12 protein-coding genes are annotated in these 18,841 nt (G+C 50.5%); 3 read left to right on the top strand and 9 right to left on the bottom strand.

Going from position 1 to position 18,841, the window contains the following annotated elements; translation table 11 throughout:
* Nucleotides 1-51: 51 nt before the first annotated feature.
* From trhO to QWY20_RS03920, 3 genes are all read right to left on the bottom strand, one after another.
* Complete coding sequence (gene trhO / locus QWY20_RS03930) at nt 52-969, bottom strand: oxygen-dependent tRNA uridine(34) hydroxylase TrhO (RefSeq protein ID WP_330127735.1); 918 nt, start codon at nt 967-969, stop codon at nt 52-54.
* Nucleotides 970-1,068: 99 nt separating this feature from the next.
* Nucleotides 1,069-1,593, bottom strand: a complete 525-nt coding sequence (locus QWY20_RS03925; protein ID WP_330127734.1) for a YaeQ family protein — start codon at nt 1,591-1,593, stop codon at nt 1,069-1,071.
* A 64-nt stretch (nt 1,594-1,657) separates the two neighbouring features.
* Entirely contained in the window at nt 1,658-2,290 is a 633-nt protein-coding gene (locus QWY20_RS03920; RefSeq protein ID WP_330127733.1) for a LysE family translocator, read from the bottom strand.
* A gap of 242 nt (nt 2,291-2,532) precedes the next feature.
* Between QWY20_RS03920 and QWY20_RS03915 the strand changes: the two genes are divergently transcribed.
* Nucleotides 2,533-5,022 (top strand): TonB-dependent receptor, encoded by a 2,490-nt coding sequence (locus tag QWY20_RS03915; RefSeq protein ID WP_330127732.1) that lies wholly within the window; start codon nt 2,533-2,535, stop codon nt 5,020-5,022.
* Between the two features lie 46 nt (nt 5,023-5,068).
* On the opposite strand, the gene QWY20_RS03910 is transcribed toward QWY20_RS03915, so the two are convergent.
* Nucleotides 5,069-5,629 carry a GNAT family N-acetyltransferase gene (locus QWY20_RS03910; RefSeq protein ID WP_330127731.1) on the bottom strand — a complete coding sequence of 187 codons (561 nt, stop codon included), beginning with the start codon at nt 5,627-5,629 and terminating at the stop codon, nt 5,069-5,071.
* Nucleotides 5,630-5,851: 222 nt separating this feature from the next.
* Between QWY20_RS03910 and QWY20_RS03905 the strand changes: the two genes are divergently transcribed.
* The gene (locus tag QWY20_RS03905; RefSeq protein WP_330127730.1) at nt 5,852-8,416 is read left to right on the top strand and encodes a TonB-dependent receptor plug domain-containing protein; all 2,565 of its coding nucleotides are present in this window, start codon (nt 5,852-5,854) and stop codon (nt 8,414-8,416) included.
* Nucleotides 8,417-8,465: 49 nt separating this feature from the next.
* Here the strand turns inward: QWY20_RS03905 and QWY20_RS03900 are convergent, their stop codons facing one another.
* The 3 genes from QWY20_RS03900 to ribA all read right to left on the bottom strand — a co-directional run bounded on the left by QWY20_RS03900 (nt 8,466) and on the right by ribA (nt 12,652).
* Complete coding sequence (locus QWY20_RS03900) at nt 8,466-8,843, bottom strand: hypothetical protein (protein WP_330127729.1); 378 nt, start codon at nt 8,841-8,843, stop codon at nt 8,466-8,468.
* An 84-nt stretch (nt 8,844-8,927) separates the two neighbouring features.
* Entirely contained in the window at nt 8,928-11,981 is a 3,054-nt protein-coding gene (gene ydiJ / locus QWY20_RS03895; protein WP_330127728.1) for a D-2-hydroxyglutarate dehydrogenase YdiJ, read from the bottom strand.
* Nucleotides 11,982-12,070: 89 nt separating this feature from the next.
* Nucleotides 12,071-12,652: a GTP cyclohydrolase II gene (ribA, locus tag QWY20_RS03890; RefSeq protein WP_330127727.1), complete on the bottom strand. Its 582-nt coding sequence runs from the start codon at nt 12,650-12,652 to the stop codon at nt 12,071-12,073.
* A 107-nt stretch (nt 12,653-12,759) separates the two neighbouring features.
* On the opposite strand from ribA, the gene QWY20_RS03885 reads away from it, so the two are divergent.
* A complete protein-coding gene (locus QWY20_RS03885; protein WP_330127726.1) occupies nt 12,760-14,604 on the top strand; it encodes an ABC transporter ATP-binding protein in 1,845 nt (614 codons plus the stop codon).
* A 48-nt stretch (nt 14,605-14,652) separates the two neighbouring features.
* On the opposite strand, the gene QWY20_RS03880 is transcribed toward QWY20_RS03885, so the two are convergent.
* Both QWY20_RS03880 and ppsA read right to left on the bottom strand, forming a co-directional pair.
* A complete protein-coding gene (locus QWY20_RS03880) occupies nt 14,653-16,194 on the bottom strand; it encodes an alanine/glycine:cation symporter family protein (protein WP_330127725.1) in 1,542 nt (513 codons plus the stop codon).
* Nucleotides 16,195-16,322: 128 nt separating this feature from the next.
* Complete coding sequence (ppsA, locus tag QWY20_RS03875; RefSeq protein WP_330127724.1) at nt 16,323-18,704, bottom strand: phosphoenolpyruvate synthase; 2,382 nt, start codon at nt 18,702-18,704, stop codon at nt 16,323-16,325.
* Nucleotides 18,705-18,841: the final 137 nt, after the last annotated feature.

Below are 18,841 nucleotides of genomic sequence, written 5' to 3'. Positions count from 1 at the left end.
ACAATAAAAGCCAGCAAAGCTGGCTTTTATGACAAAATAAAGACAGTTGCATTATGGCTCAAGTTTACCATCACGGATATGTTTTTCACCCCGTTGTTTTGCCAGCTGGACCTGTTTTTGTCGCTCAGCAAAAGCTGCTTTTTGTTCTGCCGTGGTTTTATCATGGCAATGCGGGCAACTTAACCCTTTAATGTAATGCTCCGACTGCATATCTTGCTGCGACAGTGGCATACGGCAGGCATAGCACTGATCGTAACTGCCCTGCTCCAGGCCATGTTTTACAGCAACACGTTGATCGAATACAAAGCACTCGCCTTGCCACAGACTTTGCTCAGCCGGCACTTCTTCCAGATACTTCAGAATGCCGCCATCCAGATGATAGACCTCTTCAAAACCCTGTTCTTTTAAATAAGCGGTGGACTTTTCGCAGCGGATGCCGCCGGTACAAAACATGGCGACTTTCTTGTGTTTAGCCGGGTTTAGGTTGGTCGCCGCCCACTCAGGAAACTCGCGAAACGAGGTGGTGTTAGGGTTCACCGCATTTTTAAAGGTACCAATCGCCACCTCGTAATCATTGCGGGTATCAACCACTATGGTATCAGGATCACTGATCAACTGATTCCAATCGTCGCCTTTGACATAAGTTCCGACAATATGCTTTGGATCGACACTCGGGACCCCCATGGTAACAATTTCTTTTTTAAGCTTCACTTTGGTGCGGTAAAACGCGGGTTCATCGGCAGTGGACTCTTTGTAACTTAAGCCATCAAAGCGCCCTTCAGCGGCAAGCCAGGCGCGAACGGCATCAATACCGGCTCTGGAGCCACAAATGGTACCGTTGATGCCCTCTTCGGCCAGCAACAAAGTGCCTTTGACCTGATTTTCTACCAGCAATTGATAGACTTTGTCTCTGAGTTGCTGATAATCAGCTAAATGAACAAATTTATACAGTGCCGCTACTACGTACATAAACAACCTTTTTTGCCAGTCTGGATCGCAAATCCAGCGCAAGTTGAACGAGGGCCGGCATTATAGCCACTTTTGGGGCGGGAGAAAAGAAAGCACAACTTAGTGTGGGTGCTGACACTGAACCGTGAGTTCAAGATGTTGCTTGCCATCGGTCAGCAAAATAGTGTCGTCTTCGCGCCAAACACTGAGCTCCATATGGGATTGGAACATGGTGCATAACTGCTGCAACTGCTCAGGCTGAAACACACAGCTACTGGACTTGGCAGAATACGGCATGGAAGTGAGTTGTCGTTGCTCATCGGGGCTTAAAAAAAGCACCACCTGATCGGCCAGGTGACAAGCCCGGCGCAGATATTTCTCTTCTAATAACTCAACACTGGCCCATAATTGAAAGTGCTGTTGTTCATCCTGAATGAACACGTCCGGATCTTTACCTGTCCGATGCAAACCAGCCATCACCGGCTTACTTTCATACAAATGCAACCAGGCCAATACCCGTCGGGCAAAGTGCTCGGCAGGCTCTTCCGGATAGGGCGCCAAATAGTGACGCTGCTGCGCAAAGTGATGATGCTCAGCGCAGCTGTAATTCAAATCCAGTTTGATGACCTTGGCATTCATCAACATCGTATTTTCCTTCCCGCAGAATTCTGCGGCCTTATCTAGGTTGTCATTCAACCGATGCAACCATTTAAATCAGGCTCCAAATCAGATGCAAAGCAAGTGCCAACAAAGCAATACCCATCGCCCGATCAAACCAATAGCCTTTTAACAGCAAAAAACCCCGAACCTTTGCTTGTGTTAACAAAAAAGATAGCAAACAAAACCACAAAGCGGTAGCAACGGCCATATAACCACCGTAGAACAATTTAATACTTAATGGCGTATCTGCGGATATCACCACAGCAAACAGCGACAAGAAAAAAAGCGTTGCTTTGGGATTTAAGCCATTGGTAATAAAACCTGTAAGCAACGCCTTCCTGGTGCTTAACTGCTCTGAGACCTGCTCTTTCGCTACGGCGTCGCTCACGGCCGGAGGCTTCGCCCGAATGGCTTGCTGGCCAAGATACCCCAGATAAAAAGCTGCCAATACACTAAATGCCATATACAGCCAGGGCGTGGTTTGGATCAATAAACCGATGCCAACCAATGAATAGGTGACATGCAGTAAAATACCAAGCCCTATCCCGAAGCTTGCGGCTAAGGCTGCTTGCTTACCGAAACGAACCGCATAACGAAGCACTATGGCAAAATCGGGCCCGGGGCTGGCTACAGCCATAAAATGGACCACAGCAATCAAGGCAAACTCAGACCAAAAACTCATTACTATCACGCCTATGTCTATGTGAGCTGCATTGTACGCTGCTGGCAAAGCGCAATTCAAATAAATGCTTACGCTGTATTTCGTGGTTATCTATGTAAGGAGCTAGTTTGACTGAACGCGAAAAATACGCCATTCGTCCAATTTCAGCAAAAGCCAAACGGCCTAAGGCTTGATGCGAAGCCAGAAAACTGTAAAATGTTATAACATAACAAACATAACATCGATTGAAAGAAGGAAAACCGATGCGCAATTCGAAGTCGATCCTCAAACCCTCTGCTCTGGCCATGATGATAGCCTGCTCATTTTCTTCCCAAGCTATGGCAAACCAGCAAGTCAGTGGCACTGTGCTGAATGCTCAGGGGGAACCGGTCAAAAATGCCCGCATCCATGTGCACGGTCGTCAGCAGTACATTTACACCGATGCCAATGGCCGCTTTCAGTTAAATGCGCCTGCCAATGCCGAGCTGCACATCAGTGCGCCAGGCTTCGATGGTCAATACTTGCAAGTCACCGACCCTGGCAGTGCACTGGCAATTACTTTGCAGCCAGGTGGTCAGATTGAGCGAATGATAGTATCGGCATCTGGCATTCATAAATACAATCTGGATATGGCCACGCCGGTCACCGTGTTATCCGGTGAGCAACTATCCCGTCGTGCTGAGCCAACCATTGGCGAAACCTTGAAAAAACAACCGGGAGTCCATGCCAACTACTTTGGTCCTGTCGCTTCAAGCCCGGTGATCCGCGGCCTGGATGGCCCGCGCGTGCGCATTCTGAACAATGGTCTGGATACCGGCGATGTCTCCCGGATTGGTCCGGACCACGCCATCATGGCTGATGCCCTCACCACGGAGCAAATCGAAGTACTGCGTGGCCCTGCCACCTTGTTGTATGGCAGTGGCGCCATTGGTGGCGTGGTGAATGTGGTGGATAACCGTATTCCCCGTCAGCTTCGTCCACAAGCCGATACCGTGGTTGAAACCCGTTACAACACTGTATCCGATGAAAAAACCGTCGCTCTAAACCATGATGGCAGCCGTAACCAAATCGCCTGGCACCTGGATGGTTTGCATCGCAACGCCGATGATTACAAGGTGCCGCACTTTACCAACAGCGATGGTGAGCATGAAGATGAAATCGAGAACAGCTGGGTAGAAACCACAAGTATCAATGCTGGTTTAAGTTACATTGGCAATCGCGGTTTGATTGGTTTTCATGCAGGACGTACCGACTCCGAGTACGGCATCCCCGGCCATGACCATGCACACGGGCATGACGATCATGATGATCATGATCACAGCCATGGGCACGACCACGGACATGGGCATCATGACAGCCACGGTGGCCATGACGATGATGTCTTTGCCAAAGCCCGCCAGAACCGTTTTAACCTGGCTGGTGAGTATTACGATCCCTTTGCCGGTATTGAAACCATCGCTTTTAACCTGGGCTACACCGATTACAAGCACAGCGAGATTGAAGATGGCCATGTGGCTACTTTCTTTGGCAGTAAAACTCTGGAGTCACGCCTCACGCTGGAGCATGAACCGCTGGCAGGTTGGCATGGTATTTTCGGCTACCACCTGACGCGAAATGATTATACCGCTTCGGGCGAGGAAGCTTTTACACCGGATACTGAAACCACCAGTCATGCGTTGTTTGTGCTGGAAGAAAAGCGCTTTGGTGATCTTACCCTGCAACTGGGAGGTCGTTTAGAGCGGGTAAAATACCATGCCGATGGCATTGAGTTCGGCCACCAGGACCACGATCACAGTCATGGACACGATCATGGTCATGGTCATGGCGATCATGATGATCATGAGCATGTAGAAGCTAGCTTCACCGCATACAGCCTGTCGGCTGGCCTGGTGTGGGAGTTTCAACCAGGTTTCTCCTGGGCTTTGGCAGCCAGTCGCTCAGAGCGGGCTCCAAGCGCGGCAGAACTCTATGCCAATGGCGCGCATTTAGCTACCGGTACCTATGAACTCGGCTTGGCTTATGTGCTGGATCATCACGATGGCGATATCGAACCAAACCGTGAGCGCTTCCATAAAGAGGTGGCGAACAACCTGGACCTGACCTTCCGTAAGTTTGATGGCAACCTGAGCCTGACCTACAACTTCTTCTACAACCGGGTCAATAACTACATTTATCTGGCCGATACAGGGCTGCACCTGGATGATTTAGGTCATGGTAACCATGGCCACGATCACGGGCATGATCACAGCCATGGCCACGATCATGGGCATGACCACGGCCATGACGGTCACAGCGACCATGGTTTCCCGGTACTGCACTACCGTCAAGACAATGCGGTGTTGTACGGCTTTGAATTTGAACTTGGTTATTATCTGGATCAAGCGCAATCAGTGCATCTGTTTGCTGACCAGGTTCGCGCTAAAGTCCGCGGTGGCGATGACTTACCGCGTATCCCGCCAATGAAGTTGGGCGCCGAGTACCGCTATCAGGCCCAGAACTGGAGTGGTGAAGTCGGCTTAACCCGTTATGCTCGTCAGAACCGGGTTAGCCCGCTGGAAAGTCGTACTGCTGGTTACACCTTGCTGGATGCAACCTTCAGTTACTTCTTTGATTTCAGTGATGTGGAAATGACGGCCTTTGTCCGCGGTACCAACCTGACCAACCGGCTTGGTTTTGTCCACAGCTCCTTTATTAAAGAAGATGCGCCTTTACCTGGCCGAGCGATCACCGTAGGTGTTCGCGCCCGCTTCTAATGGCTGGCTGTTAAACCCAAAGGCCTCGCTCTTCGTGAGGCCTTTTTTATTTGAACTCCAACACCATCTCTGCCGCAGTGCAATGGCACTGATGGCCACAAACCGGACAATCATAGCCACTGCTTTGCAAAGACAACTCCAGCCACCTATCCTGATGCACTGCCAGCAAGCGCCCACCCGCCTTGGTAAAATAACGTACCGCGCTATTCCCCGGGCTTTGCATCCACAAGTGTGCCAAACCAGCTTTTGCACCTTGTTGCTGCAATACCTGAATAGAAGCCTGCAACAAGCTGCTACCGATGCCCTTCCCTTGCACTGAGGGATCAACCGCAACCGACTTAAAATAAGCCATTTCATTGGCTGCAACAGGCCATAAACTCTGGCTACACCACTCATCGGTTTGCCATTTTCCGGCAGAAAAACTCAGACGATAGCCAACCAGCTGCCCATCCAGGTAGGCAACAAAACTGGCATTAAGCCCTGCTGACAAACCACGCTGCAGATAATCCTGCAAGGTGGCTTTATTCAGATAGCCAGCACCATGGACTTTGTTTGCCAGAATCAACAGTGATTTTTCATCCACTGCCCGATAGGGCCGAATTTGCATGACATGACCTCTTATCAAAACCTAGCAATGCAATCGATTGCTTAACTTTTAACCATTACCGTACCTAAATAAGCAAATTTCATACCCATAACAGGGAAAATGCGACTAATGACATTTAAAATAGGATAGGCAATGAATTCTAAATCACCTATGTTAAATCCGGGAATAATAACAATAAGCCCAAAGTACTATAAACAATAATAGAAACCAGGAAGAACTACTATGCAAACTAAGAACTATAGTCGTTTATCGACCTGTATCCGCTGTGCCATTGCCGGTGTTACCTCACTGGCTTTGACAGCACCTGTGTGGGCAAACACAGAGGAACAAACCGAAGCTGCAACGCAAGAACGCGTCGAGCGTATCGCTGTGGTCGGAAGTCGTTCGGCACCACGTTCGGTAGCCGACTCACCAGTACCAGTGGATATCATTGGTGGTGATGAACTGATGAAAACTGGCAGCACAGACATGCTTAATATGATGGCGACCACAGTGCCGTCGATGAACGTGCACTCTCACCCTATCAGTGATGCAGCTACTTTGATCCGCCCATTGAATCTTCGAGGTCTCTCTTCAGACAGCACCCTGATTCTGGTCAATGGCAAGCGCCGTCATCGCTCAGCCGTCATCACTATGCTTGGTGGCGGTCTGAATGATGGTGCTCAGGGACCGGATATTTCTGCCATTCCCGGCGCTGCCATCAAACAGGTTGAAATTTTGCGCGATGGCGCTGCCGCACAGTATGGTTCCGATGCCATTGCTGGCGTGGTTAACTTTGTGCTGAATGATCGGGATGAGGGTGGTCATATTGAAGTGCGCCGTGGTGAATTTTACGCCGGTGATGGCACTTCGAATGAAATCAATGCCAACATCGGCATGCCGCTGTCTGATGCAGGATTCTTTAATGTCAGTGCACAGTATAAATCGTCCGATCCAACCAGCCGCAGCGTCCAACGTGGCGATGCATTGCAGCATATCGCCGATGGCAATCCCAATATTTTGCAGCCAGCAGTCCAGATCTGGGGCTCACCCAAGATCAGCGATGATATCGCTATTTTCGCCAATGCGGGGCTGGATTTAGGCAATGGCCGCGATGCTTATTTATTTGGTAACTACTCTGAGCGTGATGTACTGGGTGGTTTTTACTACCGCGATCCTTATACCCGTGGCGGCGTATTCTCCAATGATGGTGGTGAAACGCTGCTAGTCGCGAATACCAACCCTGCCTTAGGGGGGTGTCCGACCGTTTCATTGGCAGATCCAAGCTTTAATGCGGTCAACAGTCAGGTCAATGCCCTGCCGGCGCATTGCTTTACCTTCTTTTCCATGTTCCCTGGCGGCTTTACCCCGAACTTCGGCGGTAATATCACCGATACCTCGCTGGTTGGTGGCACCAAGGGTGAGTTTTTATCCGGCCCGCTGCAGGGCACCATGTATGATTTTAGTGCCACCGTTGGTCGCAGTGAAGCCAGCTTTAGCATTGTCAACACCGTCAATGCCTCGCTTGGCCCGGATACACCAACTGAGTTTGAACCTGGCAAATACATCCAGCTGGAAAAGCACTTCAATGCCGATTTCTACCGCTTTGTACCGGTTGGCTTGTACGAAGATCTGGCGGTTGCCGGTGGTTTGCAGTGGTCTGAAGAAAGTTTTGAAATCGTGGCTGGTGATGTTGCCTCCTGGGAAATTGGGCCTTACATCGACGATGGCATGAGTATCGGCTCCAATGGTTTCCCTGGCTTCAAGCCTGACGATGCCGGTGTTTATACACGCCGGCACTGGGCGGCTTATGTAGATTTGGAAGCTGAGTTTTCAGAAAACTTCCTGGCTGGCTTTGCGCTTCGCCATGAAGATTATGAAACCTTTGGTACCACCACCAATTACAAGCTAACCGGCCAATACCGCTTAACCGATGATCTGGCGTTCCGTGCATCGACCAGTACCGGTTTCCGCGCACCAACCGTTGGTCAGGCCAATATCAGTAACGTGCGTACTGCGGTTGCCGAAGGTGAGCTGGTTGATATTGCCCTGTTGTCACCCACCAACCCGGTATCGCAGTTATTTGGTGCCACTGAGCTAACCCCTGAAACCTCCACCAGCTATGCTCTGGGTGTAGTGTATTCAGGCTATGACTTCTTTATGACTGCAGATCTGTACCGTATTGACGTGGATGATCGCATCAGTCAATCTGCTGAGATTCCAATCACCGAAGAGCAAAAAGAACAACTGCGTGCTACCGGCATTCGTGGAGTAGACTCTTTGTCACTGATTTCATTTTATACCAATGATTTCTCGACCAAGACCACTGGCCTAGATGTGGTGATGAACTATGGTGCCGATTTATTCAATGGCCGCTCTACCTTCAGTTTGGCGTACAACTGGAATAAAACCGAAGTGACTAAGTTCTCCGACATTACCGGAGCGTTTAAAGTGTCACGTCTGGAGCAGGATTTGCCACGGCACCGTGCTACGCTGGGCTGGAACCAGCAGTGGAATGATGTATCGATGTTCGTTCGAGGAAACTACTTCGGTAAGTACCAGGGGGTCCATGCCGACTCCGATGGTCTGAATGTGAATGCATCGGCAAAAATCACTTTTGACGTCGAAGTGAACTATGCCATTAATGATGCTTTCTCGGTTGCTGTCGGTGCACAGAATGTGTTCGATACCAAGCCTGAGCGCTTGCCTGCTGATATGCAAAGCATTCTTGGTGCCAAGTACTTTGAGACCTCACCCATGGGGATCAATGGTGGCTTCTGGTATGTTCGGGGTCGCTACAGCTTCTAACGCGAATCGAAGCTAAATCAAAAAAGCCTCCGGACCGGAGGCTTTTTTATCAGACAGCAATATTTACACTGATGCCAGTAGCTTCACCAAAAATATTGATGGCAGCTGGCTCTGATGGTTGTTGTTCTTCCTGCGGCTCATTGGTATTGCTTTGAATAATGGCGCTAAATTGCTGGTCCAGTCGTTCAAACAAATCTTCCGGCGGCAGACTAGCCCGCGCTCTATCCGCACGATTTTGTGCCTGACCAGACTCCAGTTGCAATTCACGCGCTGTTTGCGCCATCTCACGCGCTTCTTTGCGCTTATCATCCGCCTGAGACTTTAACTGCTCCGCCTCGCGTTCAGCCTGATCCGCCACACGTAAAGCCATTTGCTGCTTCAGTTCAGCAAAAGCAGCTGAACTGACCGCATTCGCTGTGTTGATCATAAAGCCCCCTTAGCATCTGCTTGAGACCAGCCTCAACTTAATAGATAGCTAAAGTATACTGCAAAAATAGCCGCTGTTCAAAAATTAAGCAGTCGATGCATTGAAAGCCTGCAGCAACTGCTGCAACGGATGTTTAGGTTTCTCCCCTATCAGTCGTTTAACCTGGCTGCGGCAGGAAAAGCCAGTGACCAGAATCGCATCGGTACCATGTTGCTCCACAGGGGTTTGCCAACTCATGGCAAAGAGTGCCTTGCTGTTCGCCAGATTCTGCTTTTCATGACCATAAGTACCCGCCATGCCACAACAACCGACACTAATCGGCTTTAACTCAAGGCCAGCTTTGGCAAAAATCTGCTGCCAGCTTTTTTCAGTCGCCGGCAAGGCGGTCTTTTCGGTGCAGTGTGCCAATAACGCAAAGCTGCCACCCTGGCTTGCTTTTGGCAGAGCTTGCTGCTGCAGCCACTCGTGAAACAAAGCCACCTCGTAGTCACCGCGTTTATCGCCCAACAGTTTGCGATATTCATCCCGGTACACCAGCACCAATGAGGCATCTAAACCCAGCATCGGTACCCGATACTGATGCAGTTGCTGTAAAAACTGCGATGCTTTGCTGGCTGTTTTGACAAAGTCACGCAGGAAACCTTTCACATGCTGCGGTTTACCATTGGGTAAAAATGGCAATAGCATCGGTTTTTTACCCAGCTTTTCCAACAGTTTGAGTGCATCATCAACCAGTTCGGCTTCATAAAAGCTGGTAAAAGGATCCTGCACCAACAATACCATCTGCGCACGCTCTTTATCGGTTGCCTGGGCCAGTTTTTGCAGATCAAAAGAGTATCGTTGTTGCACCCGCTCAGCCAGGGTGGGCGAAGATAACAATGGGGTATCGACATAACCTAACGTATGGCCCAGCAGGCGCTGCAGCCAAGACTGTTGCAGAAAGAAATTCACGGCCCGGGGCATTTTTGCCAGCAAAGGTGCTGTACGCTCAATATTGCCAACCACATAGTCTTTTGCCGGTCTCAAATAACGGCTGTGGTATAGCTGCAAAAACCGGGCGCGAAACGAAGGCACATCCACGTTAATGGGACACTGACTGGCACAGGCTTTACACGCCAGACAACCTTCCATCGCTTCTTTGACTTCATGGGAAAAGTCCTGTTCACCTTGTTTGTGTGCCCAGCTATTGCGGATCCGCTGCCAAAGGTTACCAAGCCCAGTCCCTTCGGTCTGTAACCGCTGCTCCATTTTTAGTAAATCCAGCTTCTGCTGCTCGGCCAGCCGCAGCCATTCCCTCATCAAACCGGCACGGCCTTTGGGGCTATGACGCCGGTCTTTTGTGACCTTACTGGATGGACACATTGGTGAATTGGCATCAAAGTTAAAGCACAGGCCATTGCCGTTGCAATTCAAACTGCTATCAAAGCTTTCTTTCACCTGCAGCGGAATTTGCTTATCAAACCAGGCCCGTTTGGGACCATCCACACTGACCAAAGCATCAGGGCTTTGATACGGTGTGCAAATTTTGCCCGGGTTCACTCTGTTGTTCGGATCAAAAGCTGCTTTAATTTTCCGCAGTTCGCTAAAGAGTTCTTCACCAAAAAATTCGGGGCCATATTCACTGCGGTAACCTTTGCCATGCTCCCCCCACATCAGGCCGCCGTACTTGGCAGTCAGGGCCACCACCTGATCGGAAATGGTGCGCATCAGCTTTTCCTGCTCAGGATCGCACAGATCGAGCGCCGGGCGAACATGCAAGACACCGGCATCGACATGGCCAAACATGCCGTAGTGCAAACCATGGCTATCCAACAGCTGACGAAACTCCATAATAAAGTCGGCCAGCTTCTCAGGGGGAACTGCCGTATCTTCAGCAAAGGCAATGGGTTTTTGTGTTCCCTTGGTATTGCCCAATAAACCAACCGCTTTTTTACGCATGGCATAAATATGGCCGATAGCCGCTGTATCGTAGGTGAGTTGATAACCAATAATGCCATGCTGGCGCTTGGCAATCGCTTCATCCAACCGGGCAGTCAAATCCGCAATTTTTTGCTCGATATCGGCTTGTTCTTCGCTGTTGTACTCCACCATATTCAGGCCTTGCATCTGCTGGCCCGGCACATCGGTGATCAGCTCTTGCACCTGTTGCCAGATAATATCGTTGCGGGCCAGATCCAGCACTTTGCTGTCGACCGTTTCCACCGAGGTGGCATCGGCTGCCACCAAAAAAGGCGCGTTACGCAGGGCACTTTCAAAGCTATCGTACTTGATATTGACCAGGCATTTGTGACGGGCAATCGGTGTAATGGACAGTTTTGCTTCGGTAACAAAGCCTAAAGAGCCTTCAGAACCTGTGATCAAACGCGATAAATCAAACTCCGTCATCGCCTCGTTGAAAACATGCTCTAAATCGTAACCGGTTAAAAAGCGGTTCAGGCGCGGAAACGTTTGTAGAATTTGTGGCCGGAAGTCGCGACAGCTAGCCAGTACCTGACGATAAATCTGGCCAATGCTTCCTCCTTGCTGTGCCTTGGCTTCTGCTTCTTCCAGTGGCTCTTTGTGCGTTCTTAATACCGTGCCATCCATCAGTACCGTGGTAAGCGCCAGCGTATGATCGCTGGTTTTACCATACACCAAAGAACCTTGACCGGATGCATCGGTATTGATCATGCCGCCAATAGTGGCACGGTTGGAGGTGGATAAATCCGGCGCAAAGAAAAAGCCATAGGGTTTTAAGAACGCATTCAGCTGATCTTTAATCACGCCGCTTTGCACCCTCACCCAGCGCTCTTCAAGATTGATCTCAAGGATACCGCGTAAATGACGGGACAAGTCCACCACCAGATGCTCGGTCAGCGACTGACCATTGGTGCCGGTGCCACCACCGCGCGGGCTGAACTTTAAATGCCGGAAACTGGAGGTTTGCGCCAGGCTGGTTAACAGCACCACATCATCACAGTGCTTTGGTAAGAGCACTGCCTGAGGCAGTGTCTGATACACACTGTTATCTGTTGCAACAGCCAGGCGACTGCCATAACTGGTTTCAATATCACCAGCAAAACCGGCGGTACGCAGGGCGTTGCAAAATGCCAGTACACTGGCATCCAGAGCAGCTTCAGGAGCGAGACTTGGGATCATGGTGGTCGCGTTAGATAATCAGTCAGTGGTGACCAGTATATCATTAACGACCGCTATTTATTAACACTTGAAGCGGTGTAACCAGCCGATTAAGGCATATGGCCCATTTTTGCCGCCTTGGTTGCCAGATAACGATGACTGTGCGCGGTGGTTTTCACCCGGTGTTGGACGCGCTCCAGAACGTTGACCCCAGCATCCTGCAAAGCTTTTAATTTGCGCGGGTTGTTGGTGAGCAGCCGTAATTGCTTAATATCTAAGAGTTGCAGCATCTCTGCTGCAATATCGTATTCGCGCATATCGGGTAAAAACCCAAGGATTTCATTGGCTTCTACCGTATCCAGGCCTTTATCCTGCTCAGCATAGGCGCGTATCTTATTAATGAGCCCTATACCCCGCCCTTCCTGGCGTAAATACAAGATAACCCCACGGCCTTCGTTGGCAATTTTTTGCATTGCAGCCTCCAATTGAGGCCCGCAATCGCAGCGCAAACTAAAAAGTGCATCTCCGGTTAAACACTCCGAGTGCACCCGACCGAGTACTGGCTCTGCCGTGGTCACATCACCAAGCGTCAAAGCAACATGCTCTTTGCCATCCGGGGCTTCAAAACCGTGCAATTGAAAATCGGCAAAAGGCGTTGGTAAAACAGTGGATGCAACCAGTTTCAAAGTCATTTCAGCTCTCGGTACAAACAAAATCAGCGCTATATTATCACAGCCCTCCATACTTTTAGCCATTCTTGCGTTAAAATAGCCGCTTGTTGTTGCCAGAGAATGTACTGATGCTTGGATGGTTTGAACGCCTTACCCGCCCCTTTCCCGCTCACGAGCCAGAGCAGCCACCACAGGGCATTGTTGCCTTTTGCCGCCATTACACCCGCGGCATGGAAAGCTCCTTAGTGGTGATGGCTATCTTATCGGCGGCATCCGCTGTGCTGGAAGTTATGCTGTTCAGCTTTATGGGGCAACTGGTCGACTGGCTGGTGGGCCAGGATCCGGAGACATTCTTTACAGATGAAGGCACAACCTTACTTTGGATGGCTCTGGTCACGGTATTGTTATTGCCACTGATCGCCTTTTTGCACTCGGCGGTCGTGCATCAAACACTGCTGGGTAACTACCCCATGTCTATCCGCTGGCTGTCGCATCGTTATTTGCTGCGGCAAAGTGTCAGCTTTTACCAGAATGATTTTGCCGGGCGCATTGCAACCAAGGTGATGCAAACTGCGCTGGCCGTGCGCGAAACCGTGATGAAGCTGCTCAATGTAATGGTCTATGTGCTGGTGTACTTTGGCGCCATGCTCTATTTTGTGGCGGACTCTGATCCACGGCTGATGCTGCCGATGCTGCTGTGGCTGGCTTGCTACATTGGTTTGCAATTTTACTTTGTACCACGACTAAAAAATGTGGCCAGTCGCCAGGCCGATGCACGCTCTGAAATGACCGGCCGAATTGTCGATAGCTACACCAATATTGCTACGGTCAAGTTGTTCTCGCATACCCAGCGCGAAGAAAGCTATGCCAGAGACAGTATGGGGATCTTTCTGAAACCGGTCTACCAGCAAATGCGACTGGCCACCTGGCTGAATGTGACCGTGCAAACGCTGAACTACCTGCTGGTGTTTGCGATTGCTGCCCTGGCTATTTGGTTGTGGAGCCACAGCGCCATCACCGTCGGTGCTATTGCCATTGCAGTTAGCCTGGCGCTTCGGCTCAATGGCATGGCGCAGTGGATTATGTGGGAAGTCAGTAGCCTGTTTGAAAACATTGGTACTGTGGCCGATGGCATTGCCACCTTGTCTCAGCCAGCCAGTGTCACAGACGTGGCCAATGCATCGACTTTGCAGGTAAGCAAAGGCGAAATTGAGTTTAAAGCCGTTGGTTTTAATTATGGTAAGACAGGCAGCAACGATAAAGCAGCGGTTTTAAACCAGTTGAACCTGACAATCAAGCCGGGTGAAAAAGTTGGCTTAGTAGGCCGCTCCGGTGCCGGTAAATCGACACTGGTCAATTTATTGCTGCGTTTTTACGATGTCGAGTCCGGTCAAATCCTGATCGATGGTCAGGACATCAGCCAGGTCAGCCAGGAGAGCTTGCGCCGTCACATTGCCATGGTGACGCAGGATACCTCCTTGTTGCACCGCTCGGTTCGCGAAAACATCAGTTATGGCAAACCCGATGCGACCGAGCAAGAGCTGCTTGCAGCGGCCAGCAAGGCCGAGGCTCTGGATTTTATTGGTGAACTGACCGATCCTAAAGGCAACCGAGGGCTGGATGCACAGGTGGGTGAGCGCGGCGTCAAGCTATCCGGTGGGCAGCGCCAACGCATTGCCATTGCCCGGGTTTTGCTGAAAAACGCCCCAATCCTGATTTTGGATGAGGCGACTTCAGCCCTCGACTCCGAAGTTGAGGCGGCGATACAGGCCAGCCTGAATACCTTGATGGATGGCAAAACCGTGATTGCCATTGCGCACCGTTTATCCACTATCGCGGCGATGGACCGGTTGATAGTGCTTGACCAGGGCCGCATTGTCGAACAAGGCACCCATGCTGAACTGATCGCCAGTGGTGGTATCTATGCACAACTTTGGGCGCATCAGACCGGTGGTTTCATCGGCGTGGAGTAAGCAAAAAAAAAGCCCCTGACCAGCAGAGGCTTTTTTAGTAATCAGCTATCAGGGTTCAACGGTTTTGCCTGCTGGCTGCTCTGCTGAGTTGGGGACTGACTGTTGTTGCTTCGCCAGCCGCTTTTCCCAGAAGGTGGCATTCTTAATCCCCAACTTCACCGGATCGAAGCTAATATCACCACCGGCTTTTTGTTGCTGCTCGTAATCACGCAGGCAGAGAATGGCAGGCTTGGCGACAAAGAAAATCGCCAGGATACCGACAATGTTGATCCAGGCCATCAAGCCAACCCCAATGTCACCGATGTCCCAAATGTAGCCGGCAGCATTGACCATGCCGTAGGACACCATCGCCATAATCACAATTTTCACCAGCACCAGCGGGATATTGAACTTAAAGTAGCGGTTCAGGTAGGCCACATTGGTTTCGGCAATGTAGTAGTAAGCCAAAATAGTGGTAAAAGCGAAGAAGAACAAGGCGACACCCACAAAGCCCTGGCCAAAGTTGCCAAACACACTAAACAGCGCCATTTGCGTAAAAGCTGGCGAGCCTATTTCTGTGGCCGCATCGATGTTTTGTACAATGAAGCTGCCATCGGTCAGTTCACCCACAACATTGTATTGCTGGGTGATCAGGATCATCAGCGCCGTAGCAGTACAAACAAACAAGGTATCAACATAGACCGAAAATGCCTGCACCAGCCCTTGTTGGGCCGGATGATCAACCTCGGCTGCCGAAGCCGCATGCGGACCGGTGCCCTGGCCGGCTTCATTCGAGTAGATACCCCGCTTCACGCCCCATCCAATGGCAGCACCAAAGCCAGCCTGAGCGGTGAAAGCATCGGTAATAATCAGCGCAAATATACCCGGCACTTTATCCATGTTTAAGAACACGATAATCAAGGCCATCACGATGTAACCCAGCGCCATAAAGGGCACCACGATTTGGGTAAAATTGGCGATGCGTTTGATACCACCAAAGATGATAAAGGCCAGCACAATCAGGATAACCGCTAAGGCAACCAACTTGTTGGTGCCAACCTCACCGAAACTGGTGACCACCATATTGCCGTCGCCAAACACCTGGGTAAAGGCATTGCCAACCGCATTGGCCTGAACCCCCGGCAGGAAGATACCACAGGCAATGATGGCGGAGAGTGCAAAAAGCACAGCCAGCCACTTCTGGCCCAAACAGCGCTCAAAATAGTACGCCGGGCCACCACGGTACTGGCCGTCTTCTTCGACTTTATAAATTTGGCCTAAAGTCGACTCGGCATAGGCGGTACTGGCGCCTAGAAAAGCCACCACCCACATCCAAAAAATGGCACCAGGGCCACCAAAACCAATCGCTGCGGCAACCCCTGCGATATTACCTACCCCGACCCGACCGGATAATGAAACAGCCAGTGCCTGAAAAGAAGAAATACCTTTTGAGGAGGAATTGCCGCTGAAAAGCAGTTTACACATTTCTTTAAAATGACGGACCTGGGCGAAGCGGGTTAGGATGGAATAGAACAATCCGGCCCCAAGACACAGATAAATCAAGGCATTGCTCCAGATAATGCCGTTGACTGCGCTGACGAAAGCTTCCATGAGATTCCCCTGAAAACATTGATTTTTTTATTGTACGGAAGCGGTACTCTGCCACAGAACAACACTTTGTACCAGCCCCATACGCACCCAGGGCGCTGCTGCGCCCTGGGTATTGGATGAACAACGACTTATGCTTTGTTGCCGTATTTATCTGCCAGATAAAGCCAGGTTTCCACCACGGTATCCGGATTTAATGACACACTGTCGATGCCCTGCTCCATCAACCAGGCGGCAAAATCATCGTGATCCGATGGTCCCTGACCACAGATCCCCACGTACTTTCCTTCGGCTTTGCAAGCCTGAATAGCCATCGAAAGGAGCTGCTTAATCGCCGGGTTGCGCTCATCGAATAAGTGCGCAATCAAACCACTGTCTCGGTCCAGCCCCAAAGTCAGCTGCGTTAAATCATTGGAACCAATAGAAAAGCCATCGAAATACTGCAAAAACTCTTTGGCCAGCAGCGCGTTTGATGGCAGTTCACACATCATGATCAAGCGCAGGCCGTTGTCACCGCGTTTCAAACCATGCGCGGCCAGCAGTTCAGTTACCGCTTTGGCTTCTTCTAAGGTACGAACAAAAGGAATCATCACTTCCACATTGGTGAAGCCCATCCGATTGCGAACCCGCTTCAAAGCTTCAACTTCAAGGGCAAAACAATCTCTAAAGTCTTCAGAAATATAGCGAGACGCACCACGAAAACCAATCATCGGGTTTTCTTCATGCGGCTCGTAACGGCGTCCACCAATCAGATTGGCATACTCGTTTGATTTAAAGTCTGACATCCGCACAATGACTTTTTGTGGTGCAAAAGCGCAGGCTAAAGTAGCAATGCCCTCCGTCAACTTGGCAATGTAAAACTCGGTCGGGCTGCTGTACCCTGCCATTAATTGATCGATGCTGGCTTTGGTTTCAGGGTCTTGCTCTGTGTAGTTTAGCAAGGCTTTGGGATGCACTCCTATCATGCGGTTGATAATGAACTCAAGCCGTGCCAGGCCAACACCGGCATTGGGTAGCCTGGAAAAAGCAAAGGCCCGCTCCGGGTTGCCGACATTCATCATCACTTTCATAGCCAGTTCCGGCATGCTCTCGACATTACTGCTAACCAGTTGGTAATCCAGCAAGCCCTGGTAAACAAAGCCGGTATCCCCTTCGGCGCAGGAGATGGTAACTTCGGCACCATCCTGAATTTTAGCGGTTGCATCACCACAGCCAACCACCGCAGGGATCCCAAGCTCACGGGCAATAATGGCAGCATGACAGGTACGGCCGCCCCGATTGGTGACAATGGCTGCAGCCCGCTTCATAATCGGTTCCCAATCTGGATCTGTCATATCGGTTACCAGCACATCACCGGGCTCGATTTGATCCATCTGATGGATGCCATCCAGCACCCGGGCAACGCCAGAGCCAATGCGCTGTCCAATAGCCCGGCCTTCTACCAGCAAAGGACCGGTTTCATTCAATTGAAAACGCTCCAGCCGGGTTTGATCTTCACGGCTTTTCACCGTTTCTGGCCTTGCCTGCACAATATACAACTGCCCATCGATACCGTCTTTCGCCCACTCGATATCCATAGGTCGCTGATAATGCTGCTCAATGATCATGGCCTGGTGTGCCAACTGCTCGATTTCAGCATCAGTCAGTGAGAAATGACGGCGCAGCTCGGCAGGAACCTCTTCCACCACGACTTGCTTACCATGACCCTGTTCGCTGGAGTACACCATCTGCACCAGCTTACTGCCCAGATTACGTTTCACCACCGCCGGGCGACCTGCCGCCAATGTTGGCTTATGCACATAGAATTCATCCGGATTGACAGCGCCCTGCACTACCATCTCCCCCAAGCCATAGGAGGACGTAATAAAGACCACATCGTCAAAACCCGACTCGGTATCCAAGGTAAACATCACACCAGAGGAGGCACAATCGGAGCGAACCATCCGCTGCACCCCGGCCGACAGGGCGACGCCACGATGATCATAGCCCTGATGGACCCGATAGGAGATGGCCCGGTCGTTGAACAAAGAAGCAAATACATGCTTAATAGCAACAATCACTGCATCGTAGCCACGGACATTAAGGAAAGTTTCTTGCTGACCGGCAAAAGAAGCATCCGGCATATCCTCAGCCGTAGCAGAAGAGCGAACCGCGAAGGATAAGTCTATGCTTTGGTCCGGGTGCAATTGCTGATAAGCAGCGCGAATGGCTTGCTCAAAGGCGGTATGAAATGGCGTATCAATGATCCATTGACGGATTTCAGCACCAGCTTGGGCCAGTTGCTGCACATCCTCTACATTCAGGCTATCCAGCCGCTGATAAATACGCTCATTCAGACCACTTTGCTCAAGAAACTCATTGAACGCATCCGCGGTCGTGGCAAAACCACCTGGTACCTGAACACCAGCGCCAGCCAGATTGCTGATCATCTCACCAAGAGACGCATTCTTGCCACCGACCTGTCCAACATCTTGCATACCAAGGTCTTGATACCAGCTAACGTAGTTTTGCACTGTGATTCTCCGTAATTTGTTGCAAGCCTTGTAAACTTACATTCTGGGTTACAGAATGATTTTACACGCTGACGAAAGGCAAATAAACTCTTGAGAAAAAGCATTTTTGTCATAGGCTATAACAAAACACTGTTTGA

It is taken from the genome of Alkalimonas cellulosilytica (genome assembly GCF_036325985.1).
Lineage (GTDB): Bacteria > Pseudomonadota > Gammaproteobacteria > Enterobacterales > Alteromonadaceae > Alkalimonas > Alkalimonas cellulosilytica.
Note: the sequence above shows the minus strand (reverse complement) of the source record. Positions and strands in the feature narration are given on the sequence as shown.